The sequence below is a fragment of the Caulobacter sp. 10L414 genome, assembly GCF_056395525.1.
Genome location: NZ_JBFTJR010000028.1, coordinates 1 through 20,887, shown reverse-complemented (window position 1 = coordinate 20,887; position 20,887 = coordinate 1). Strand labels below are relative to the sequence as shown.

The 20,887-nt window shown below is 69.3% G+C and carries 20 protein-coding genes and 1 other RNA gene; 3 read left to right on the top strand and 18 right to left on the bottom strand.

Translation table 11 applies throughout. The annotated features are described in order from the left end of the window. Positions 1-62: 62 nt before the first annotated feature. From AC1DCG_RS12985 to AC1DCG_RS12970, 4 genes are all read right to left on the bottom strand, one after another. Positions 63-677, bottom strand: a complete 615-nt coding sequence (locus AC1DCG_RS12985) for a DUF1134 domain-containing protein (protein ID WP_058349935.1) — start codon at positions 675-677, stop codon at positions 63-65. Positions 678-896: 219 nt separating this feature from the next. After that, positions 897-1,985 carry an undecaprenyldiphospho-muramoylpentapeptide beta-N-acetylglucosaminyltransferase gene (murG, locus tag AC1DCG_RS12980; RefSeq protein WP_477030374.1) on the bottom strand — a complete coding sequence of 363 codons (1,089 nt, stop codon included), beginning with the start codon at positions 1,983-1,985 and terminating at the stop codon, positions 897-899. A 77-nt stretch (positions 1,986-2,062) separates the two neighbouring features. Then, positions 2,063-3,235 (bottom strand): putative lipid II flippase FtsW, encoded by a 1,173-nt coding sequence (gene ftsW / locus AC1DCG_RS12975; RefSeq protein WP_165257857.1) that lies wholly within the window; start codon positions 3,233-3,235, stop codon positions 2,063-2,065. 81 nt (positions 3,236-3,316) lie between these two features. Beyond that, complete coding sequence (locus tag AC1DCG_RS12970) at positions 3,317-4,462, bottom strand: alpha/beta fold hydrolase (RefSeq protein ID WP_477030373.1); 1,146 nt, start codon at positions 4,460-4,462, stop codon at positions 3,317-3,319. A gap of 340 nt (positions 4,463-4,802) precedes the next feature. Between AC1DCG_RS12970 and AC1DCG_RS12965 the strand changes: the two genes are divergently transcribed. Next, complete coding sequence (locus tag AC1DCG_RS12965; protein ID WP_165257862.1) at positions 4,803-5,258, top strand: hypothetical protein; 456 nt, start codon at positions 4,803-4,805, stop codon at positions 5,256-5,258. Positions 5,259-5,424: 166 nt separating this feature from the next. On the opposite strand, the gene murD is transcribed toward AC1DCG_RS12965, so the two are convergent. The 12 genes from murD to AC1DCG_RS12905 all read right to left on the bottom strand — a co-directional run bounded on the left by murD (position 5,425) and on the right by AC1DCG_RS12905 (position 17,482). Further along, entirely contained in the window at positions 5,425-6,834 is a 1,410-nt protein-coding gene (gene murD, locus AC1DCG_RS12960; RefSeq protein ID WP_165257864.1) for a UDP-N-acetylmuramoyl-L-alanine--D-glutamate ligase, read from the bottom strand. Between the two features lie 14 nt (positions 6,835-6,848). Continuing rightward, positions 6,849-7,964 (bottom strand): phospho-N-acetylmuramoyl-pentapeptide-transferase, encoded by a 1,116-nt coding sequence (gene mraY / locus AC1DCG_RS12955; protein WP_165257866.1) that lies wholly within the window; start codon positions 7,962-7,964, stop codon positions 6,849-6,851. Further along, entirely contained in the window at positions 7,964-9,349 is a 1,386-nt protein-coding gene (locus AC1DCG_RS12950; RefSeq protein ID WP_477030372.1) for a UDP-N-acetylmuramoyl-tripeptide--D-alanyl-D-alanine ligase, read from the bottom strand. Before AC1DCG_RS12950 ends, mraY begins: the two co-directional genes overlap by 1 nt. Beyond that, positions 9,342-10,799 carry a UDP-N-acetylmuramoyl-L-alanyl-D-glutamate--2,6-diaminopimelate ligase gene (locus AC1DCG_RS12945; protein ID WP_477030371.1) on the bottom strand — a complete coding sequence of 486 codons (1,458 nt, stop codon included), beginning with the start codon at positions 10,797-10,799 and terminating at the stop codon, positions 9,342-9,344. The genes AC1DCG_RS12950 and AC1DCG_RS12945 overlap by 8 nt, the downstream gene beginning before the upstream one ends. Then, positions 10,796-12,559: a peptidoglycan D,D-transpeptidase FtsI family protein gene (locus AC1DCG_RS12940; protein WP_477030370.1), complete on the bottom strand. Its 1,764-nt coding sequence runs from the start codon at positions 12,557-12,559 to the stop codon at positions 10,796-10,798. The genes AC1DCG_RS12945 and AC1DCG_RS12940 overlap by 4 nt, the downstream gene beginning before the upstream one ends. Then, positions 12,556-12,987, bottom strand: a complete 432-nt coding sequence (ftsL, locus tag AC1DCG_RS12935) for a cell division protein FtsL (protein ID WP_477030369.1) — start codon at positions 12,985-12,987, stop codon at positions 12,556-12,558. The genes AC1DCG_RS12940 and ftsL overlap by 4 nt, the downstream gene beginning before the upstream one ends. Beyond that, complete coding sequence (gene rsmH / locus AC1DCG_RS12930) at positions 12,984-13,925, bottom strand: 16S rRNA (cytosine(1402)-N(4))-methyltransferase RsmH (protein ID WP_477030368.1); 942 nt, start codon at positions 13,923-13,925, stop codon at positions 12,984-12,986. The genes ftsL and rsmH overlap by 4 nt, the downstream gene beginning before the upstream one ends. Then, on the bottom strand, positions 13,922-14,389 hold the full coding sequence (locus AC1DCG_RS12925; protein ID WP_477030367.1) for a division/cell wall cluster transcriptional repressor MraZ: 468 nt from the start codon (positions 14,387-14,389) through the stop codon (positions 13,922-13,924). Before AC1DCG_RS12925 ends, rsmH begins: the two co-directional genes overlap by 4 nt. Positions 14,390-14,657: 268 nt before the next feature. Next, positions 14,658-15,041, bottom strand: an RNA gene (gene rnpB / locus AC1DCG_RS12920) — RNase P RNA component class A. A 220-nt stretch (positions 15,042-15,261) separates the two neighbouring features. Beyond that, a complete protein-coding gene (locus AC1DCG_RS12915) occupies positions 15,262-15,867 on the bottom strand; it encodes an FMN-binding negative transcriptional regulator (RefSeq protein WP_477030366.1) in 606 nt (201 codons plus the stop codon). Further along, a complete protein-coding gene (locus AC1DCG_RS12910; protein ID WP_165257885.1) occupies positions 15,867-16,592 on the bottom strand; it encodes an N-acetylmuramoyl-L-alanine amidase in 726 nt (241 codons plus the stop codon). The genes AC1DCG_RS12915 and AC1DCG_RS12910 overlap by 1 nt, the downstream gene beginning before the upstream one ends. Further along, positions 16,589-17,482, bottom strand: coding sequence for a DMT family transporter (locus AC1DCG_RS12905; RefSeq protein ID WP_477030365.1), 894 nt, complete (start codon positions 17,480-17,482; stop codon positions 16,589-16,591). Before AC1DCG_RS12905 ends, AC1DCG_RS12910 begins: the two co-directional genes overlap by 4 nt. A gap of 160 nt (positions 17,483-17,642) precedes the next feature. On the opposite strand from AC1DCG_RS12905, the gene AC1DCG_RS12900 reads away from it, so the two are divergent. Then, complete coding sequence (locus tag AC1DCG_RS12900) at positions 17,643-19,118, top strand: flavin-containing monooxygenase (protein ID WP_477030364.1); 1,476 nt, start codon at positions 17,643-17,645, stop codon at positions 19,116-19,118. An 18-nt stretch (positions 19,119-19,136) separates the two neighbouring features. On the opposite strand, the gene AC1DCG_RS12895 is transcribed toward AC1DCG_RS12900, so the two are convergent. Continuing rightward, a complete protein-coding gene (locus AC1DCG_RS12895) occupies positions 19,137-19,607 on the bottom strand; it encodes a hypothetical protein (protein ID WP_477030363.1) in 471 nt (156 codons plus the stop codon). A 170-nt stretch (positions 19,608-19,777) separates the two neighbouring features. On the opposite strand from AC1DCG_RS12895, the gene AC1DCG_RS12890 reads away from it, so the two are divergent. Then, a complete protein-coding gene (locus tag AC1DCG_RS12890) occupies positions 19,778-20,353 on the top strand; it encodes a hypothetical protein (RefSeq protein ID WP_477030362.1) in 576 nt (191 codons plus the stop codon). Positions 20,354-20,389: 36 nt separating this feature from the next. Here the strand turns inward: AC1DCG_RS12890 and AC1DCG_RS12885 are convergent. Then, the coding region (locus AC1DCG_RS12885; protein WP_477041513.1) for a bestrophin family protein at positions 20,390-20,887 on the bottom strand (498 nt) is incomplete at its 5' end.

Here is a 20,887-nt window from a genome sequence, read left to right as displayed (position 1 = left end):
GGCCACGAAAAGGGCCCCGCTCCGGTCGGAGGGGGCCCTTCTATCCGTCGAGGCCGATCGCCTCAGAACGGCAGGATGTTGCGCTGGCGGCTGTAGGCCAGGTAGCCGATGTTGGCGCCCAGGCGCAGGCCGACGCCCGCGCGGATCGGGGCCAGGACGATGGTGTCGGCCTTCTGATAGTTCACGCCCAGGCCGCCCACGAGATAGGCGCTGCCCTCGACGCCGGGGAAGCGGCGGAAGATGGCGTCCGGGTACTGCAGGTTATAGCAGAGGGTGAAGACGCGGCTGGCGTTGCCGCCCCAGTCCCAGCCCACCGACGGGCCCTGCCAGTACACTTCCTGGGTGGGGCGGTCCTTCATGTAGAGCAGGCCGCGGCCGTAGCGCAGGCCCACGGCGATGGCGCCCGAGCCTTCCTCGCCGGCCACGTAGCCGGTGGGCTGGCCGCGCTCGCGGAAGATCCGCTCGATCGCCGCGCCGGCGCTTTCGGCCGTCACGCCCAGGAAGTCGGACGTGGCGCGGACCATCTCGTCGGCCGAGTAGGTGGCCGCCGCGCCCGTGTCGTAGGCCGGTCCGTTCGGATCGGGATTGCGCGGCTGGGAGGTGCTGGCGCAGGCGCCGAGACCAACGGAGGTCAGGCCCGAGGCCATGCCGGAGAGGATCAGCGAGCGGCGGTCCATGTGTCTTTCTCGCAAGTCTAGAGCGTGACAGCCGAAAGTGTCGGCGGTTTTGGCGACCGCCACGCTCTCATGCTTCATTTAGAGACCGCCTCTCTGCTCCTGGCTGGCCAGGAACAGGCGGGCTCTACGTGTCGACACTGTCACAGGCTTTCATGTCGGGTTTGGGGCGCGTTGCTTAACGGGCGGTTAAGCATGTTGCGCGCACCGGGCCCGCCAGACTCAACGCGCGGTGCGCTCCACAAGGTCCGCCAGGTGCTCGGCCGCGTCGGGCACGGCCACCGAGCGCGCGCCCTTGGCCATGCGGGCCAGGCGGTCGGGGCTCTTGAGCAGGGCGTTCAGGGCGCCGGCCAGGGCGTCGACGGTCAGCTCGTCCTCCAGGCACACGGCCGCGCCGCCCGCCTCTTCCAGGAGCTTGGCGTTGAAGCGCTGGTGATCGTCGGCGGCGATCTTCAGCGGCACCAGGATCGACGGACGGCCGGCCACCGCCAGCTCGCAGCAGGTCGACGAGCCAGCGCGGCCGACGACGATGTGGCTCTGGCGCAGGCGTCCGGCCATGTCGCGGAAGAACGGCGCGACCTCGCAGTCGACCATGGCGTTGCGATAGATCTTGCGAGCGTGCTCCATGCTTTCGGCCCGGGCCTGCTGGAACACCTTCATGCGGCCGCGCATCTCTTCGGGCAGCTTGGCGATGGCCTCGGGCACCAGTTCCGACAGCAGGCGCGCGCCCTGGCTGCCGCCGGTGACGAGAATGCGCAGCTGCACCTCGGGCGGCAGGTAGGCCACCTGCGCCAGGTCGCGGATCTCCGGACGCACCGGGCTGCCGACCACGTGGGCGCGGGCCTTCACGGCCGGCTTGGCCATCTGCAGGGTCGGGAAGGCGCAGGCCACCTCGGTGACGTAGGGGGCCAGGAAGCGGTTCACCCGGCCCAGCACCGCGTTCTGCTCGTGAATGACGGTGGGGCGCTTTTCCAGCAGCGCGGCCAGCAGCGCCGGCAGGGCCGGATAGCCGCCGAAGCCGACCACCACCGACGGGTTCAGCCGCGCGAAGGCCTGCTTGGCCTGCAGCACGCCCTGCGTGACGGCGATACCGGCCTTGATCATGCCGATCGGGTCGCCGGCCTTGGCGGTGGCGGCCGACAGGGCCAGCCGCTCCTGGGCGGGGAACTTGTCGGCGTAGAACGCGCCGCGCTCGTCGGTGGCCAGCACCACGCGCCAGCCGCGGCCGATCAGGGCTTCCGACAGCGCCTGGGCGGGGAACATGTGGCCGCCGGTGCCCCCGGCGGCGACGATCGCCAGCTTGCCGCTCATCACGCCAGATCCGCCGCACGCACGGCGCAAGCCGGGAAGGTGTTACGCAACTGCAGTCTCCCTAACCCCGAGAGCCTTCAGTCGAAGGCGCCGGTCTGGCCGAACGGTCCGCCGCCGCCATAGGACCCGGGCCGCTTGCGCGTCAGCGCCAGCGCCATACCCAGGGTGAGCCCCATGGCCAGCATCGACGAGCCGCCGTAGCTGATGAACGGTAGGGTCATGCCCTTGGTCGGGATCATGTTCAAGTTCACAGCGACATTGATGAACGTCTGCTGGCCCAGGAGGACGAAAAGGCCGGCCGAAGCGACCTGCTCGAAGGGGTCGGCCAGCTTCATCGACTTGTAGAGCCCGCGCACCACGATGAAGGCGAACAGGCTGATCAGGGCCAGCGAGAAGACGAGGCCGTACTCCTCGGCGGCGACCGAATAGATAAAGTCGGTGTGCAGGTCGGGCACGTGGCGCTTCATGACGCCCTCGCCCGGGCCGCGCCCGAACAGGCCGCCGGCGTGGATGGCCTCGGCGGCGCGGGTCACCTGGTGGGTGTCGGCCTGGTCGGGGCTGAGGAACTTCTGCACGCGGGCGTGCACGTGGTCGAACAGGAAGTAGGTCGAGGCCAGGCCGCCCAGCGCCACCGCGCCCAGGCCCATGATCCACGAGATCGGCACCCCGGCCATCCAGAACGCCGCCCCGAAGGCGATGGTGATCAGCACGGTCTGGCCGACGTCGGGCTGCATCAAGAGCAGGGCCACGGCGATGAAATAGAGGCCGAAGGCGATCGACACGCCGGGCACGCCCTCGCCCTTCTGGCCCTCGGCGAACATCCACGAGACCAGGATGATCAGGGCCGGCTTCATGAATTCCGACGGCTGGAAGGTGAAGCCGCCGATCATCAGCCAGCGGGCCGCGCCCTTGGCGCTATGGCCGATGAACGGCAGGGCCGCCATGACGCCGATCGCGACAATGTAGATGAAGAACGCCGCCCGCCGGATGCCCTTGGGGCTGAGCATCGACACCGCCAGCACGATGGTGGCCGCGCCGACGCCGAACACCAGCTGGCGAATGGCGAAGTGGAACTGGTCGTCGATGCCGATCCGCTGGGCCGCGGCCGGGCTGGAGGCGAACGACAGCAGGACGCCCACGGTGACCAGGATCGCGGTCGCGCCCAGCAGCCAGCGATCGGTCGTCCACCACCACACCCCGAGGGGCGAGCGGTCGGTCCGGGCGAAGGCGTGGGCGGTCTGCTGGCGCATGGGGGCGAGAGTCGGGCGTTACGGTTAATCGAGTCTTGCCGCCGGCCGCGACCAAATCACGGCCGGCGCGATTTTTCCCCGCTATTCTACAGGCTTGACCTCAGCCCCGGCGGGCGGCGTGTCGGCCGGACGACCGTACTCCCACGCCCTGGCCAGCGGCAGCACGTGGTCGTGCAGGGCCTGGCCGAAACGGACCGCCTGCATCTGGATTCCGTTGTGGCCGGCGCCCGGCAGCACGACCATGTCCTTGGCCGGCGCGCGCAGGCCGTCGAACCAGGGTCGCACGAAGTCGGGATGGTCGTATTCGCCCTGGATCAGCACCATCGGCAAGGCGAAGTCGCGGCCCAGGGGCGCGGCCTTCCAGGTCTGGTTGGCTTGGTAGACGGCCAGCGACCGCTGGCGGCGGATGATCCTGCCGCCGTCCTTGTGGGTGAGCAGGTCCTTGAGGCTCCAGTCGGGCATGGCCAGCGCCTGGCGATAGAGCTGGCCCTGGCTCTTCCGGGGGCCCTCGGTCGTCAGATAGACCGGCTCGAGGACGTCGATCTCCTTCCAGCGGCCGGGCGGGTCATAGGGCGGCGGGCCGAAGGCGGTCAGCTTGGCCAGCAGTTCGGGATGCCGGCCGCTCTGGGCGACCGTCAGCATGTGGTCGTAGACGTGGCGGTCGCGGGCGTCGTTGTCGACCGCCTGGCCCGTGCCGGCATAGACCGAGAACAGGTCCGGCCGCCGGTGGGCCATGGTCAGGGCCACGCGCGATCCCCACGACCAGCCCAGCAGCGCGATGCGCGGCTTGTGCAGCCGGGTCCGCAAGTGCTCGCTCAGCGCCAGGCCGTCGGCGACGAAGCCGTCCAGGCCCTGGTCGGGATCGATCCGCCCGCCCGCGCGGGCCAGGCTCTTGCCGTGGTCGCGCCGGTCCCAGTGGACGACCGTGAAGTCCTTCTCCCAGCTCGCATAGTCCTCGGCGAACAGCGAGGTCGGCATGCCGCCGCCATGCACGACCAGCAGCACCGGGTTGTCGATGTTCTCGCCCCGGATCACGACCCATTGCTCGCCGCTGGGCAGCTTGATGAAGCCGCTCTCCTGGATCCCGTCCTCGGCGTCGATCCGCAGCCGTTCGGCCGTCTGGTGCTGCACGAACGCCCGCGTCGCCGCCGCGCCCCCGCCCACCGCGATGGCCACGGCCGCCGTCCCGATCGCGCCCCGGCGCAGCCATGTCTTGAGCTTGCTCATGCAGTTGTCCCCGATGTTGAATTTACAGTCGTAAACTGCAACGAGCGAGATAGACTCTACAAGTGTAATTTTCGCCGTCCCCGAGCCCTTCTCCCTGGAGGGAGAAGGTGGCGGCCGAAGGCCGTCGGTTGAGGGGTTAGGGACGGTTGACGGCGTGCCGGTACGACGTCAGGCGCCGTCACCCCTCACCCTCCCAGGCTATCGCCTGGGCCCCTCCCTCTCCCCTCCGGGAGAGGGAGGGGGAGCAAGGCCACTTAAATACCAACGATCTGCGATTGCTGGACGCGACGGCGAAACCGGCGGATGCTGCGCGCTTCACGGTCCAGCTTGGGAGGGCTTGATGACCGCAGTGAACACCCTGTCCGCCGGGGGCAAGACCCCGTGGCACGTCTGGCTGGTCGGCGTGGTCGCCGTCCTGTTCAACGCCATCGGCGTCTTCGACTTCGTGATGAGCATGACCCAAGGCGAGGCCTACATGGCCAGCGCCGGCATGACGGCCGAGCAGATCGCGCACTATCGGCAGATGCCCGCCTGGATGACCGGCGTGTGGGCGATCGGCGTGTTCGGGGCGTTCGGGGCCTCGGTGCTGGTGCTGCTGCGCCGCAAGCTGGCCTTCGGCGTCTTCGCCGTCTCGCTGGCGGCGTTCCTGGTCAGCCTGCTCTACACCTACGCCCTGACCGACGGCGGCAAGGTCATGGGCCAGCAGATGGCGATCACCAGCGCCGTCATCGCCGCCCTGCTGGCGTTCTTCACCTGGTACGCCTGGGCGATGGGGAAACGGGGCGTGTTGAAGTAGGGCGACTGGCCCCATCTTCCCGTCATTCCCGCCCTCGTGGCGGGAAACCCTCTGTCAGCCGCAAGGGCTGGAGGGGCGGCGTGCTCAGCACGCCGCTTGCATCTCATGTGTCAGCGGAACCAGGGGTTCCCGCCACAAGGGCGGGAATGACGGGAGAAAAGGAAGACTAAGCCCGCTTGGCCTTGGGCTTCACCAGGCCGTTGACCGCCGCGCGGAACGCCTCGCCACGGGCTTCGAAGTCGCTGAACTGGTCAAACGAGGCGCAGGCGGGCGAGAGCAGGACGATGGCGTCCTGTCCCGTGGCCGCCGCGTCCGCATGGGCGGCGGCGACGGCGGTTTCGATGTCGCCGCACTGCTTGACCGGGGCCTTGCCGTCTAGGGTCTTGCCGAACGCGTCGGCCGCCTGGCCGATCAGGTAGGCGCAGGCCACCCGCGGGAACAGATCCTGCAGGTCCTCGATGCCGCCGGCCTTGGGCACGCCGCCGGCGATCCAGTAGAACTTGGGATAGCTCGACATCGCCTGGCGGGCGGCGTCGGCGTTGGTGGCCTTGCTGTCGTTGACGAAGGCGACCTTGCCGATCTTGCCGACCGTCTCCATGCGGTGCGCCAGGCCCGGGAAGGTCATCAGGCCCTCGACGGCCTGGACCGGCGGGATGCCGATGGCGATCGCGGCGGCGTAGGCGGCGGCCGCGTTCTGCCAGTTGTGGCGGCCCGGCAGGCTGCGGGCGCGCAGCAGGTCGGCCATCTCGGTGACGCGCTCGCCGGTGGCGTCGTACAGCACGCCCTGCAGGGCGTAGACGCCTCTACCCATCGCTTTGCCGGCGCTGATCGGCCAGATGGTGCGGCGGTTGGCGGCGGTGATCTCGGTGCAGATCTGCTGGCACCAGGGATCGTCGACCCCGATGATCGCCGTGTCGCCCTTGCCCTGGTTGAGGAAGATGCGGCGCTTGGCGGCGATGTAGCCTTCCATCGAGCCGTGACGGTCGATGTGGTCGGGCGACAGGTTCAAGAGCACCGTGGCGTCGGCGTGCAGGCTGGAGGTCAGGTCCAGCTGGTAGCTCGACAGCTCCAGCACGTAGACCGCGCCGCCGTGCATGTCTTCCAGGCCCAGAATGCCGGCGCCGATGTTGCCGCCGACGCGGGTGTCGCGGCCGGCCTGACGGCAGACGTGGCCGATCAGGGCCGTGGTGGTCGACTTGCCGTTGGTGCCGGTGATGGCGATGATCTTCGGCTTCTTGTGCTCGGGCGCGGCGTTGACCGTGCGCGCGAAGAGTTCGACGTCGCCCAGGATCTCGACGCCGGCTTCCTTGGCCTTGTCGACCGTCCAGTGGGGCTTGGGATGGGTCAGCGGCACGCCCGGCGACAGCATCAGGGCGGCAAACTGGCTCCAGTCGGCCGTGGAGAGGTCGACGACCGGCAGGCCCTCGGCGCGCGCGGCCTCGCGGCCGGCTTCCTTCTCGTCCCACAGGGCGACCTTGGCCCCGCCGGCGATCAGGGCGCGCGCGGCCGTCAGGCCGGTGCGGCCCAGGCCGAACACCGCGACCGTCTTGTCCTCGAACCCACGGACCGGGATCATCCTACGCCCTCCCCTTACCGCAGCTTCAGCGTGGCGAGGCCGACGAACGACAGCATCATCGCGACGATCCAGAAACGGACGACGACGGTGCTCTCGGCCCAGCCCAGCTTTTCGAAATGGTGGTGGATCGGCGCCATCAGGAAGATGCGCTTGCCGGTCTTCTTGAAGTAGGCGACCTGGATCATCACCGACAGCGCCTCGGCCACGAACAGGCCGCCAACGATGCCCAGCACCAGTTCGTGCTTGGCGCAGACGGCGATCGAGCCCAGCGCGCCGCCCAGGGCCAGCGAGCCGGTGTCGCCCATGAAGATCTTGGCGGGCGGGGCGTTGTACCAGAGGAAGCCCATGCCGCCGCCGATGATGGCGCCGCACAGCACCGCCAGCTCGCCGACGCTCGGCACGAAGTGCAGGTTCAGATAGTCGGCGAACTTGTAGTTGCCGACGAGGTAGGCGATCAGGCCGAAGGTCGAGGCGGCGAACATCACCGGCACGATGGCCAGGCCGTCCAGGCCGTCGGTCAGGTTCACGGCGTTCGAGAAGCCGGCGATCGTGATCGCGGCGAAGGCCACGTAGAACCAGCCCAGATTGATCACCAGGTTCTTGAGGATCGGGAAGACCAGCGAGGTCTCAAGGCCCGGCGTCATCTGCGACTTCGGGGCGAAGATGATCAGGGCCACGGCCGCCAGGATCGAGACGATGAACTGGGCGACCAGCTTCTGGCCGCTGGAAAGGCCGGCGGTCGTCTGCTTGGTGACCTTGGCGTAGTCGTCCATGAAGCCCAGCACGCCGAAGGCCGCGGTGATGCCCAGCACCACCCAGACGTGGACGTTGCGCAGGTCGGCGAACAGCAGCGAGCCGACGAACAGGCCGGCCAGGATCATGAAGCCGCCCATGGTGGGCGTGCCCGACTTCTCGAGCACGTGGCGCTCGATGCCGTCGGTGCGGATCGGCTGGCCCTTGCCCTGCTTGGCCTTCATCCAGCGGATGAAGCGCGAGCCCATGGCCACGGCCACGATGTAGGCCGTCAGCATCGACATGCCGGTGCGGAAGGTCAGGTACTTGAGCAGGTTCAGGACCGGCACGTGCTCGTGCCCGCCACGCGAGAGCCATTCGTAGAGGAAGTACAGCATCAGACTTGTTCCCGCCGGCCGAGCGCGGACAGGGCGGCGGCGATTGCGCCGGCCCGTGACCCGTTCGACCCCTTCACCATCACCACGTCGCCGGGCTGCATGGCCGCGACGATCTGCTGCGCCAACGCGGGCGCGGCGTCCGCATAGCCGCCTCGGCGCTCCTGCGGAAGCGCGTTCCACAGCGACATCATTAACGGCCCGGCGCAGAACACCAGGTCGATGCCCGCCTCGGCGATCGGCCCGGCCAGCTGCGCATGGAAGCTCGGGCTGTCGGGCCCCAGCTCCAGCATGTCGGTCAGGGCCACGATCCGGCGGCCGGCGACCTTGCGCGCGCCCAGGGTGGCCAGGGCGGCCTGCATCGACACGGGATTGGCGTTGTAGCTCTCGTCGACCAGGGTGAAGGCGCCGCCGTCGATGGCGACCACCTGCTCGGCGCCGCGCCCCTCGATCGGCGCGAACTCGGCCAGCGCCGCCAGGGCCGTGGCGCGGTCGACGCCCAGGGCTTCCAGCATCAAGAGCACGCACAGGCTGTTGGGGCCCCAGTGCACGCCGGTCTGGCGGATCGGGAAGGAAACGGCCTGGCCGTCGAGCTCGGCGACGACGGTCGCGCCGGCGCCCTCGACCACGAAGTCGATGAGGCGGGCGCTGGTCCCGTCACGGCCAAAGCTGCGCACCACGGCGCCAGCCTTCTCGGCCTCGCCCTTCAGCAGGTCGAACCATTGATTGTCGGCGTTCAGCACGGCCACGCCGCCGGGCTCCAGCCCGTCGAAGATCTCGGCCTTCGCCCGGGCCACGCCGATCTCGCCGTCGGCGAAGTTCTCCAGGTGCACCGGGCCGACCGTGGTGATCGCCACCGCGTGCGGACGGATGAACTTCGACAGGGGCGTGATCTCGCCCGAGTGGTTCATGCCCACCTCGAACACCGCCCGCTCGGCGTCCCGCGGCATGCGGGCCAGCGTCAGCGGAACGCCCAGGTGATTGTTGTAGCTCTTCACCGAGGCGTGGGCCTTGCCGGCGCGGCGCAAGCCGGCCTCGACGGCGCGGGTGACGCTGGTCTTGCCGACCGAGCCGGTGACCGCGCCGCGGCGGGTCTGGGGGGCGCGTTCACGAGCGGCGACGCCCAGGGCCTCAAGCGCCTTGAAGGTGTCGGCGACGACGACGGCGGGGGTCGCGACGGCCTGCGAGACCAGGGCGCCGGCCGCGCCCTTCTGCGCCGTCTGGGCGACGAACTCGTGACCGTCGCGCACGCCGGCCAGGGCGACGAACAGGTCGCCCGGCGCGATGCTGCGGCTGTCGATCGACACGCCGGTGGCCGAAAAGTCGCCGGCGACCTGGCCGCCCGTCGCGGCGGCGATCTCCTCAGCCGTCCAGAGGGCTTCAGCCATTGACGGCCTCCAGCGCGCTCAGGGTCTCGGCCACGTCGTCGAAGGGGTGGTTCACGCCAGCCACCAGCTGGCCCTGCTCGTGACCCTTGCCGGCCACGACCAGAACGTCGCCGTCTTCCAGCAGGGCCACGCCCGCGCGGATGGCCTCGCGGCGGTCGCCGATCTCGCGCGCGCCCGGGGCGGCGGCCAGGATGGCGGCGCGGATGCTGGCGGGGTCTTCCGAGCGCGGATTGTCGTCGGTGACGATGGCCACGTCGGCCAGGCGCGCGGCGATCTCGCCCATCTGCGGACGCTTGGTGCGGTCACGGTCGCCGCCGGCGCCGAACACCGCGATCAGCTTGCCGCGCACGTGCGGGCGCAGAGCCTTCAGCACCGTCTCCAGGCCGTCGGGCGTGTGGGCGTAGTCGACATAGGCCTCGCCCTTGCCCGAACCCTTGCCCACGCGCTGCAGCCGGCCGGCCGCGCCCTCCAGCTTTTCCAGGGCGGCGAGCACGGCGTCGAGGTCCTCGCCCGTGGCCAGGACCAGACCCGCGGCGACCAGCACGTTGCTGGCCTGGAAGTCGCCGGCCAGCGGCAGGCGCACTTCGAATTCGCGATCCTGGGCGGCGACCTTCAGCAGCTGGCCCCAGGGGGTCGGCTCGCGCGAGACCAGCTTCAGGCCCTGGCCCTGCTCGCCCACCGACAGGATGGTCTCGCCCGAGGTCACGGCGGCGGCAGCGAAGGCGGGGAAGGCGTCGCTGTCGGCGTTCAGCACGGCGGTCGCGCCGCGCGGCAGCAGGGCTTCGAACAGGCGCAGCTTGGCGGCCCGGTAGCAGCCCATGGTGCCGTGATAGTCGAGGTGGTCCTGGGTAAAGTTGGTGAAGCCGGCGGCGCTGATCTTCAGGCCGTCCAGGCGGCGCTGGTCGATGCCGTGCGACGAGGCCTCGACGGCCAGGTGCGTCACGCCCATACCGGCCAGCTTGGCGGCCATCTCGGCCACATCGGCGGCGTCGGGCGTGGTCAGGCCCGGCGGGGTCAGCTGCTCGTCCGGGACGCCCGGCGCGCTGACGACGACGCCCAGCGTGCCCATGCTGGCGGCCTTCCTGCCCAGCAGGGCCAGGATCTGGCGGGCGAAGCCGGCGACCGAGGTCTTGCCGTTGGTGCCGGTGACCGCGATCACCGTGGCCGGCTGGGCGGCCCAGAACTCGGCCGCGGCCAGGGCGTAGGCGCGGCGGATGTCGCCGGCGTGGGCGGTCGGGACCGGCAGGCCTTGAACGTCGTCGGGAGCAAGGACGGCGGCGGCGCCCGAGGCGATCGCGCCCGGAATGAAGCTGCGACCGTCGACCTTGCTGCCCGGCAGGGCGGCGAACAGGAAGCCTTCACGCACCTTGCGGCTGTCGGCGGTGACGCCGGCGATGGCCGGATCAGCGTCGAACGGACGGTGCAGGATCTGTGAAAGCGTCTTGGTCAAAGTCCCGCCCCTGGCGTGGTGGCTTTCGGCTGGGCGCCGGCGATGATGAGGTCGTTCCGGCGCTGGACGCCGAGGAACGGGGCGATGCGGTCGATGACCCGGCCGGCCGCCGGCGTGGCCACCCAGCCGCCGGTCGAGAAGCCGAAGGTCTTGGCCGTGCCGTGCGGCTCGTCCAGCAGGATCAGGACGAAGTAGCGGTCGGCCTCCAGCGGCCCCTCGGTGGGGAACACCGCGGCGAAGGACGAGACCTGGCGCTGGTGGTTGTAGCCGCGGATCGACGGATCGTACTTCTCGCCGGTGCCGGTCTTGCCGCCGACCGACAGGCCCTTGACGTCGGCCGTCTTGCCGCTGCCGCCGGTGACGTTGGCGCGCATGATCTGCAGCATCTGCTGCGAGGTCTCTTCGGACAGCACGCGCGGGCCTTCCGGGCGCACGCCGGGCGGCAGCTTGCGGATGGTCAGCGGCGGCATGGTGCCGCCGTTCAGCAGCGGGCCGAACGCGCGGGCCAGGGCCAGCGGGCTGACGTTCATGCCGTGGCCGAACGAGGTGGAGGCCACCGCGTCGGTGTCCCACTTCTTCGGCGTCAGCGGACGGGCGGACTCGCGCAGCTCCACCTTGGCCGGCTTGGTCAGACCCAGGTTGTTGTAATACTGGCTCAGGCGCTGGGCGCCCACGCCCTCGGCCAGGCGCGCGGTGCCGATGTTGGACGAGTGCTGGAACACCTCGACCAAGGTCAGGATCTTCCGCGAGGCGTGGTAGTCGTGGATCGTGCGGTAGCCCAGCTTGTAGGGCTCGCGCGCGTCGAAGGTCGAGCTGGGCGTGGCCACGCCCGTATCCAGACCGATGGCGACGGTGAAGGCCTTGAAGGTCGAGCCCATCTCATAGACCGAGGCGGCCGCGCGGTTCAGCTTGGCGTCGTCGCTGGCCTTGCCCGGATCGTTGGGATCGAAGTCCGGATAGCTGGCCAGACCCAGGATCTCGCCGGTGTGCACGTTGGTGACGATACCGACCGCGCCCTTGGGGCCGAACTCCAGCGCGGCCTTGCGCAGCTCGTCCTCGAGGGCGGCCTGGACGCGCAGGTCGATCGACAGGGCCAGAGGGGCCGCGCCCTCGCCCTTGGCGGCCGCGGCGTGGATATCGTCGTTCAGCGCGCCTTCGGCGCCGGCCAGGCCCTTGCCGCCCGCGTCGACGAAGCCGACGAAGTGCGCGGCCGAGACGCCCAGCGGATAGACGCGGCGGGCCTGCTCCTCGAACTCCACGCCCGGCAGGCCCAGGTTGAAGATGGCGTCCTTCTGGGCCGGGTCGAGACCGCCCAGCAGGAAGGTGCGGCGATCGCCGAAGATGGCCTTGTCCAGGCGCTTGGCCGGCACCTGCGGCAGGGCCTTGCCCAGGGCGGCGCGCGTGGCCTTGGCGTCCCACACTTCCTTGGGGTCGATGTAGAGCGCGTAGTGGGTCAGGTCGACGGCCAGCAGCTTGCCCTCGCGGTCGACGAGGTCGCCGCGCGCGCCCTCCATGGCCGCCAGGAAGCCGCCGTTCTTGCCGGCGCTGGAGAACACGGCCGCCCAGGTGGCGCCGACGGCCAGCACCATGAAGGCGCAGGCGAACAGGGCCAGGACGAAGAAGATGCGGATGCTGGTGTCGTCTTCCGGCTTGGCCGCGGCGCGCGAGCGCTCGAAGGCGTGCTCCAGGCGCCAGACGCGCTCGATCAGCCAGCGCCAGGCCGGACCGCCGCCGTGGGGAACCAGGTTGGCCAGGCTCATCGCGGCGCCTCCTCGGCGCCGGCGCTGACGCCGTCGGGGGCGTCGGCGGCGGCCAGGGCCGGATCGGCCGCGGCGGCGACCGGCGGAGCGGGCGGCTTGGAGGCCGGAACCGGCTTGCGGGCGACGTCGATCAGCGCGTCCTCGCTGGTCTCGCGCTCGGGCGAGATCGGGGCCAGCTGGGCGGCCTGGGCCAGCGATTCAATGCGGCGCGGCTGCTCCAGGTGGGCGACCTCGGCCTGCAGCAGGCGCACCTTGATGCGCTCTTCCTCGATCTGGCGCTCGACCGAAGCGATCTCGGCCCGCTCGCGACCGGCGAAGGCCTTGGCCATGTAGACGCCCAGCACCAGGGTCAGCAGCACGCCGACGCCGACGATGTCGACGACGCGGAAGCCGCGCACGCGGCGGTGGAAGACCTCCGAGATCCTCATGCCGAGGCCTTCCACACGGGGGCCTCGGTGCGGATGGCCGCGCGCAGCTTGGACGAGCGGGCGCGCGGATTGACGGCCAGTTCCTCCTCGCCCGGCGCGATGGCCTTGGTCGAGATCAGGCTGAAGCTGGGGGGCGCGCCCTGGGCGGTCGGCGGCGCATGGCGCGAGCCGCCCGGCGTGCGCCCGGCGCGCTCGGCCAGGAAATTCTTGACGATGCGGTCTTCCAGCGAATGGAAGGTGACCACGGCCAAGCGGCCGCCCGGCTTCAGCACGGCCTCAGCGGCGGCGAGCCCCGCCTCCAGCTCGCCCAGCTCGTCGTTGACGGCGATGCGCAGACCCTGGAACGAGCGGGTGGCCGGATGCACCTTGGCGCCCTTGCGACCGCCCAGCGACCGCTCGATCACCTCGGCCAGATCCAGCGTGCGGGTGAACGGCTTTTCGGCGCGGCGCTTGACGATGAAGCTGGCCACGCGGCGCGAGGCGTGCTCCTCGCCGTAGACATAGAGGATGCGGGCCAGTTCGGTCTGGTCCAGGGTGTTGACCAGATCGGCCGCCGTTGGGCCGTCGTCGCCCATGCGCATGTCCAGGGGACCGTCGCGCATGAAGGAGAAGCCGCGCTCGGCTTCGTCGAGCTGCATGGAAGACACGCCAAGATCCAGGGTTACGCCGTCCACCGACGCAGGCCCAAAATAGGCGGTGATTTGCGAGAAACGGTCCTGAATCAGCCGAAAGCGACCATCCGCCGCGGGAAGATCGCCGGTGAAGCGCTGCACCGTCGGATCGCGGTCAAAGGCCGTGACCGACGCGCCCGAACCCAGGATCGCGCGGGTGTAGCCGCCGGCGCCGAAGGTGCCGTCCAGGATCATGTCGCCCGGCTTGGCGTCGAGCGCGGCGACCACTTCGCTCAGCAGGACCGAGATGTGCGGAGCGGCGCTCATGCGGCGCCTCCCAGGCGCGCTGTGCGCTGCTGGGCGCGCAGCGCGGCCAGGCCGTCGCGGGCCAGTTCGCGCTGGGCGGCGCGGTGGGCCTGGAAGGCGTCGCGCGACCAGATCTGGAAGCGCTCGCCCAGACCCACGATCGTCACCTCGTCGGTGAGGCCGAACATGTCGCACAGCACGTCGGGCAGGGTGATGCGGCCGGCGGTGTCGAACGACAGGCGGGCCATGCCGCCCAGGACGCTGGTCTCCAGCGCCGAGCGCACCGGATCACCGAAGGGCAGCTCGTCGATCACCGCCTGATAGCGGTCGAACAGGGCCTTGCCGCCGGCTTCCAGGCAGTCGGCCTCGATCGAGGGGAAACAGAAGATGCCGTCGAAGGGGCCCGAGACGGCGGCGCGGAACTCCTGCGGCACCACGAGGCGCCGCTTGCTGTCCAGCTGCTTCTCGAACGTCGAGAGGAACACCCCGCCAACCCTTGCCCAAAACACGGTCGCCCCAGCACGAGTCCGACCGGCCTGAATGGGTTAACATGGGATGAAGTGGGAAACAATGACACCAGGGGCCATTTCGCCAGGAATTCAAAGGGGCTAGCGGTAATATCAGACCGCTTCGAAAGGTTAATTTCGGAACATACAGACAACTGAATTTCTATCCACAGACTCGCACACAGACGCATCCCATCCCGGCCCATTTCGGTGGGCCTTGGGGCGCTTGGGGTTGCGGAAAGTTTGATGGACCAGACGGCCTGTAAGCCGGGTTCTGTGCCGCCCCTGTGAACAGGGACGCGACGATCATTCCTCTTGGCCGCCCATTGCTGGACGACTCTCGCGACCAACCCGGATCCTCTCGGCCAGTGACGACCTAGCCGGCAAGCCGGCGCGGGATCCCTATTCGGTCTTGCTCCAGGCGGGGCTTGCCATGCCGTCCCTGTCGCCAGGTCCGCGGTGGGCTCTTACCCCACCCTTTCACCCTTCCCGCCCCGTAGGGAGGAGGTTTGCTTTCTGTGGCGCTTTCCCTGGGATCGCTCCCGGTGGGCGTTACCCACCGCCTTGTCACCGTGGAGCCCGGACTTTCCTCGACTCCCCGAAGGGATACCGCGATCGCCCGGCCATCTGGTCCGCGCGCTGTTTGCGCCGGGGAACGGCGAAGGTCAATGACGGATCATTGCCTCCCCTCATATCCCGTCATTCCCGCCCTCGTGGCGGGAAACCCTGGTTCCGCTTGTGCGAGAAGCGCAGCGGACTGCTCAGCAGTCCGCCCCATCCGCCCTTACGGCTGATAGAGAGCTTCCCGCCACAAGGGCGGGAATGACGGGCTTTCTGGGAAAGACCGAGCCTCAGCCCTCGCCGCGCATCCACGCCGCCACCGGGTGGTCGCCCAGCGCCTCGATCACGCCCGCGCGTTCGGCCTCGCGCTTGTTCTGGCCCAGCTTGAACGTGCCTTCCAGACGCTCGACATGCAGCCGGGCGCCGACGATGCCGCCCAGCATGGCTTCGAACCTGGCCGGGGTCATCTTGCGCCGCGTCCATATCGGTTTGGGCAGCAGGCGCGTCTCTTCCTGGACCGACAGGTCGTCGAGCAGGGCGATCGTCTCGGCCTCCGACAGCGGCGTGACGAAGCCCTCGGCCTCGACGGAGACATAGTTCCAGCTCGGGACCTGATCATCGGTCCCATACCAGTCGGGACTGACATAGGCCTGCGGGCCGGTGGCCAGGGCGATGGCCGAAAAACCCGTCACCACCGCTCCGGCCACGGCGTTCATCCGCGACACGTGGAAATCCAGAAACAGGCCATCGGCGCCGAGGTCGCGCACGACCACCGGCGTCTGGGCCACGAACGGCCGGCCGCCGACGCTGGCGCACAGCGTCACGAACGGATGCCCGGCGAAGAAGGCGAGCAGGCGCGCGCGGTCCTCGACATGAAAGGCCCTGGCCGGATGCATCAGGCGCCCGCCGCCGCCCGCAGCAGGGCCACCAGGCGCGCGCGGGTCTCGCCGTCGGCCACGCCGTCGAAGCGGCTCTGCAGCCAGTGGCGCTGGAAGGCGCCGACCACCGTCTCGGTCCACTCGTCGTACTGGCCCGAGGGCGCGCAGTCGAAGCCCAGGCGGGTCAAACCGGCCTGGAGCGCGAAGACGCCGGTCCCCTCCTCGCCCCGGCCCAGCGGCGCGCCCGGCGAGGACGGCGGCTCGACCCACAGGCCATGGCCGCTTTCCGCCAGGCGCTTCCACGGAAACAGCTCGCCCGGATCGATCTTGCGGGCCGGCGCCACGTCGGAATGGCCGATGATGCGGTCGTCGTCGATGGTCCAGCGCGAGCGGATGTCGGCCAGCAGGTTGATCACCGAGGCGATCTGGGCGTCGGGAAAGGCGCGATAACCGAACTCGTGGCCCGGATTGACGATCTCGATGCCGATCGAGGACGAGTTGATGTCGCGCACGCCCTTCCAGAAGGCCGCGCCGGCGTGCCAGGCCCGCCGCTCCTCGGCGACCAGGCGAAACACCCGGCCGTCCTCCTCGACCACGTAGTGGGCGCTGACCTTGGCCTCGGGATCACGCAGGCGCTCGATGGCCGCCTCGCCGCTCTCCATGCCGGTGTAGTGCAGCACGACGGTGTCGGGCACGGCCTTGCGGGCGTCGAAGTTCGGCGACGGGGCCTCGACGATGGTCATTGCGAGCGGTCCTTGAGAAACATCAGAAGCGGCGTCACCTGGTTGCGGCGCAGGGCCACGATCAGCACGCCGGCGAGAGCCAAAGCCGCGCCCAGGCCCATGCGCAGGTCGAAATGGTCATGGGTGATGGCGACGCCCAGACCGATGGTCATCAGCGGCGTCATCAGGGTGAGCGGAGCGATCAGGTTGGCCTCGTAGCGCTGGATCAGCCCGTAATAGCCGGTGTGGGCGATCACCGACACCACCAGCGCCGAATAGGCCACCGCGGCCACGAACGGCCAGCCGGCCTCGAACGCCTTGTCGCCGGCGCCCGGCTCCAACGCCAGGCTGGCGGCGGCCAGCAGCCACACCGAGGTGAAGCCCACCCAGGCCTGCAGCTGCAGCGGCTTGACCCGCTGGATCTGCTTCATCATCACCGCCCCCAGCGAGCCGGCCAGGGCCGAGGCCACGACCAGCCACAAGCCCATCGACAGCGAAAAGCCGTGCGGGTTCCAGATCACGATCAACGCGCCCGCCAGGGTCAGGGCGATGCCGACGCCGCGCCGCCAGTGGATCTTCTCGCCCAGCATCAGCACCGACAGCAGGGTGGTGAACGGCACGCCCGCCTGCACCACCACCGCCGCGGCCGACGGCGAGGCGGTCTTGAACCCCATGAACAGCAAGGCGAAACCGCCCGCCCCCATCAGCACGCCGACCACCAGCATCCGCCAGGTGGGCCGGGGCGCGGGCAAGAGCCAGGGCAGGGTCACCGCCGCGACCAGCGCGAAACGCACCGCCGCGTAGAACAGCGGCGGCACGCCCCAGTGGGCGACCACGATCTTGGAGACGATGTTGTTGCTGGCCCAGATCAGGCAGATCAGCACCAACAGGCCGAAGTCGCGTAGGGACATGCCCCTCGCATACTTGGCGCCGAGGACCATGCGCAATGAAAACCGACGTCGCCGGACGCGCCGCAATTGACGTCGGGTACAAACGGTCGTTTTCTGCGGTGAACAGCGTTCACTTAAAACAGGATCCGGGCTCACCGGACCAGCGGGGACGGAGACGCGCATGACCACCGAGTACTTCGACGTCCTGATCGTCGGCGCGGGCCTGTCGGGCGTCGGCGCGGCGCATCACCTGACGCGGCGCTGCCCGGGCAAAACCTACGCCATTCTCGAAGCCCGCGACGCCATCGGCGGCACCTGGGACCTCTTCCGCTATCCGGGCATCCGCTCGGACAGCGACATGTACACCCTGGGCTACGCCTTCAAGCCGTGGCGGCAGGCCAAGGCCATCGCCGACGGCCCCTCGATCCTGAACTACGTGCGCGAGACCGCGACCGAGGCCGGCGTCGACGAGCACATCCGCTTCCGCCACAAGGTGCGCAGCGCCGCGTGGAGCTCCGAGACCGCCAGCTGGACGGTGCAGGCCGAGCGGGTCGACACCGGCGAGACGGTCGAGATCGCCTGCGGCTTCCTCTACATGTGCGCCGGCTACTACGCCTACGACGCCGGCTACACGCCCGACTTCGAGGGGACCGAGCGCTTCAAGGGGACGATCGTCCACCCCCAGCACTGGCCCGAAGACCTCGACTATGCCGGCAAGAGGGTGGTGGTGATCGGCAGCGGCGCCACGGCGGTGACCATCGTGCCGGAGATGGCCAAGACCGCCGCCCACGTCACCATGCTGCAGCGCTCGCCGACCTACGTGGTCTCGCGCCCGGCGGAAGACGGCCTGGCCAACTGGATGCGAGCCAAGCTTCCGGCCATGACCGCCTACGGCGTCACCCGCTGGAAGAACGTGCTGATCACCATGCTGTTCTTCAACCTGGCCCGGAAGAAGCCCGAGAAGACCAAAGAACGATTGATAAGCCTGGTCCGCGACCAGCTGCCCAAGGACTACGACGTCGAGACCCACTTCACGCCGCGCTACAATCCCTGGGACCAGCGGCTGTGCCTGGTGCCCGACGCCGACCTGTTCGACTCGATCAGGAACGGCTCGGCCTCGGTGGTCACCGACCACATCGAGACCTTCACCGAGGACGGCCTCAAGCTGAAGTCGGGCAGGACGCTGGAGGCCGACATCGTCGTCACCGCCACGGGCCTGCGGATGCAGCTCCTGAGCGGCATGGAGGTGGTGGTCGACGGCCGCTCCGTCGATCTGGCCAAGGGCTTCAGCTACAAGGGCATGATGTTCAGCGACGTGCCGAACATGGCCTCGGCCTTCGGCTACACCAACGCCTCGTGGACGCTGAAGGCCGACCTGACCAGCGAGTATGTCTGCCGGCTGCTGAACCACATGGATCGGGCGGGCATGGACATCTGCATGCCCCACCTGGACCAGCCCGACATGGCCGCGGTTCCCTGGCTCGACTTCTCGTCGGGCTACGTGCAACGGGTGATGGACAAGTTCCCCAAGCAGGGGACCAAGGCGCCGTGGAAGGTGCACCAGAACTACGCGCTGGACCTGGCGGCCCTGCGCCTGGGCAAGCTGGACGACGGCGTCATGCGGTTCTGGCGCAAGCGGGCCAGGGCGGCGGCCTGACGGCCGCCGCCGCGCACGTCAATTGATCGAGATCGGCGTGCTCGAGGTCACCCCGAAGTGGCCCATGGTTCCGTAATAGCCGAGCAGCGTGAAGAAGACGCCGCCGCTGGCGTAGCCGCCCGAGCCATTGGTCCAGTAGACCTCGAGGGTCTGCTTGCCGGTTGGATAGGCCGGAGCGAGCAGCATCTCGAAATCATCGATGTAGAGCCTGTCGGGGGCGACCCGGACGTTCCACGGCGCGCCGGTGAAGCTGACCTGCTCACAGCCATAGCCGCCGGTGACGACGGCGCTGGAGACGGTCGCCGAGGTTCCGCCCGCCGGCACGTCGAAGGTCATGGTGAAGTTGCAGGAGGCCCAGGCTTCGATGTTCATCACGCCCTCGACCGTGAAGGTGGTCGGATTGGGCGTGATCACCTGGGCCTGAGCACTGGCGGCGAACAGCGCGCCCGCCATCAGGACGGGTGCGAACAAGCGCGAGATCAAGGACATTGATACCTCCCTAGTGGTTGTTTGTTATGCACAACCATCAGTACAATTCACATCGATGTAAATCAATGCCGCGAATGGCGCGGGAGCGCATGGAACCCAAGGTCCAGCTTGCCGTTCCTGATCGGCGTTCATCACCCTATGATGGGCGCGAAGCAGTGGAGCGGGGTGTCATGCGGGCGGTTCTGACGAAGATTGCGATCCTGGGCGCGGCGGCGTCCCTGGCGACCGGTTGCGCGACGGCCCAGCCGGCCTATCCGGCCAAGCCGGCCCAATCGACCATCGCCAGCAAGCCTCCGCCGCCCCCCGCCAAGGACTCCGACGGCGACGGCCGGCCCGACGGCTGGCGCGAGAAGTCGATGGAGATCGGCACCCAGCCGGCCCGCGACGTCGGCCTGTCGAAGAAGAAGATTCCACCGGTGCTGGAAGAGGCCCTGGCCGATCCCTACAGCCTCAAGGGCCTGAAGACCTGCGCCAAGCTGGTGACCGAGATCCAGCGGCTGAACGACGTGCTGGGCCCCGACTACCAGACCGGCAACGAGTACACCGAGAACCGCACCGGCAAGCTGGCCGAGGCCGGCGGCAAGGCGATCGTCAACTCGATCATCCCGTTCCGCAGCCTGGTGCGCGAGATCTCCGGCGCCGCCCCGGCCGACCGCCACCTGGAAGCCCTCGGCGACGCGGGCCTGGCCCGCCGCGGCTTCCTGCGCGGCGTGCACCAGAAGCAGGGCTGCAAGCAGCGGTTCTAGGCCAGAAGACCATCCCCCAGAAGGGGGAGGGTCTAGTCACGTCAACCGATAGCCCTTGGCCTCGATCACCGGCGGCAGGTCCTCGCGGCCCAGCGAGAACAGCAGGTCGCGCTCGACGGTGCGGACCATGGCGTCCAGCGGCAGGTCGTTGTCCTCCAGGCCGAACGGGTCTTCCAGCTGGTCGCCCAAAGCGTCGAGGCCGAAGAAGGTGTAGCCGATCAGCAGCACCAGGGCCGGCGTCCACCAGCCCAGCGCATGGGCCAGGGCGAACGGCAGCAGCAGGCAGAAGACGTGCGCCGTTCGGTGCAGCATCAGCGAATATGAGAAGGGCGAGGGCGTGGCCTTGATCCGCTCGCACGCCGCCTGGACGTGGCTGAGCTCGGTCAGCCGGCCCTCCAGAACCGACAGGTGGATCGCGGTCAACGCGCCCTGCCTTTCCAGCCGCGCGCAGTCGGCGCCGACCGCGGCCAGCGCCGCGTCGGTCGGGTTGGGCGCGGCGGCCAGGCCGGGAACCTCGCGCCAGCGCGCGATGGC

What these genes read in the sequence shown, in the direction of transcription:
- mraY (WP_165257866.1), bottom strand. Translation starts at nt 7,964, where the DNA reads ATGCTGTACTTCCTCTACGAATGGCTCTCGCGTGGCGGGCACGAGCAC.
- murD (WP_165257864.1), bottom strand. Translation starts at nt 6,834, where the DNA reads ATGATCCCGGTCCGTGGGTTCGAGGACAAGACGGTCGCGGTGTTCGGC.
- AC1DCG_RS12905 (WP_477030365.1), bottom strand. Translation starts at nt 17,482, where the DNA reads ATGTCCCTACGCGACTTCGGCCTGTTGGTGCTGATCTGCCTGATCTGG.
- AC1DCG_RS12895 (WP_477030363.1), bottom strand. Translation starts at nt 19,607, where the DNA reads ATGTCCTTGATCTCGCGCTTGTTCGCACCCGTCCTGATGGCGGGCGCG.
- AC1DCG_RS12915 (WP_477030366.1), bottom strand. Translation starts at nt 15,867, where the DNA reads ATGCATCCGGCCAGGGCCTTTCATGTCGAGGACCGCGCGCGCCTGCTC.
- ftsL (WP_477030369.1), bottom strand. Translation starts at nt 12,987, where the DNA reads ATGAGGATCTCGGAGGTCTTCCACCGCCGCGTGCGCGGCTTCCGCGTC.
- AC1DCG_RS12985 (WP_058349935.1), bottom strand. Translation starts at nt 677, where the DNA reads ATGGACCGCCGCTCGCTGATCCTCTCCGGCATGGCCTCGGGCCTGACC.
- AC1DCG_RS12940 (WP_477030370.1), bottom strand. Translation starts at nt 12,559, where the DNA reads ATGAGCCTGGCCAACCTGGTTCCCCACGGCGGCGGTCCGGCCTGGCGC.
- rsmH (WP_477030368.1), bottom strand. Translation starts at nt 13,925, where the DNA reads ATGAGCGCCGCTCCGCACATCTCGGTCCTGCTGAGCGAAGTGGTCGCC.
- ftsW (WP_165257857.1), bottom strand. Translation starts at nt 3,235, where the DNA reads ATGCGCCAGCAGACCGCCCACGCCTTCGCCCGGACCGACCGCTCGCCC.
- AC1DCG_RS12970 (WP_477030373.1), bottom strand. Translation starts at nt 4,462, where the DNA reads ATGAGCAAGCTCAAGACATGGCTGCGCCGGGGCGCGATCGGGACGGCG.
- murG (WP_477030374.1), bottom strand. Translation starts at nt 1,985, where the DNA reads ATGAGCGGCAAGCTGGCGATCGTCGCCGCCGGGGGCACCGGCGGCCAC.
- AC1DCG_RS12900 (WP_477030364.1), top strand. Translation starts at nt 17,643, where the DNA reads ATGACCACCGAGTACTTCGACGTCCTGATCGTCGGCGCGGGCCTGTCG.
- AC1DCG_RS12950 (WP_477030372.1), bottom strand. Translation starts at nt 9,349, where the DNA reads ATGGCTGAAGCCCTCTGGACGGCTGAGGAGATCGCCGCCGCGACGGGC.
- AC1DCG_RS12910 (WP_165257885.1), bottom strand. Translation starts at nt 16,592, where the DNA reads ATGACCATCGTCGAGGCCCCGTCGCCGAACTTCGACGCCCGCAAGGCC.
- AC1DCG_RS12890 (WP_477030362.1), top strand. Translation starts at nt 19,778, where the DNA reads ATGCGGGCGGTTCTGACGAAGATTGCGATCCTGGGCGCGGCGGCGTCC.
- AC1DCG_RS12965 (WP_165257862.1), top strand. Translation starts at nt 4,803, where the DNA reads ATGACCGCAGTGAACACCCTGTCCGCCGGGGGCAAGACCCCGTGGCAC.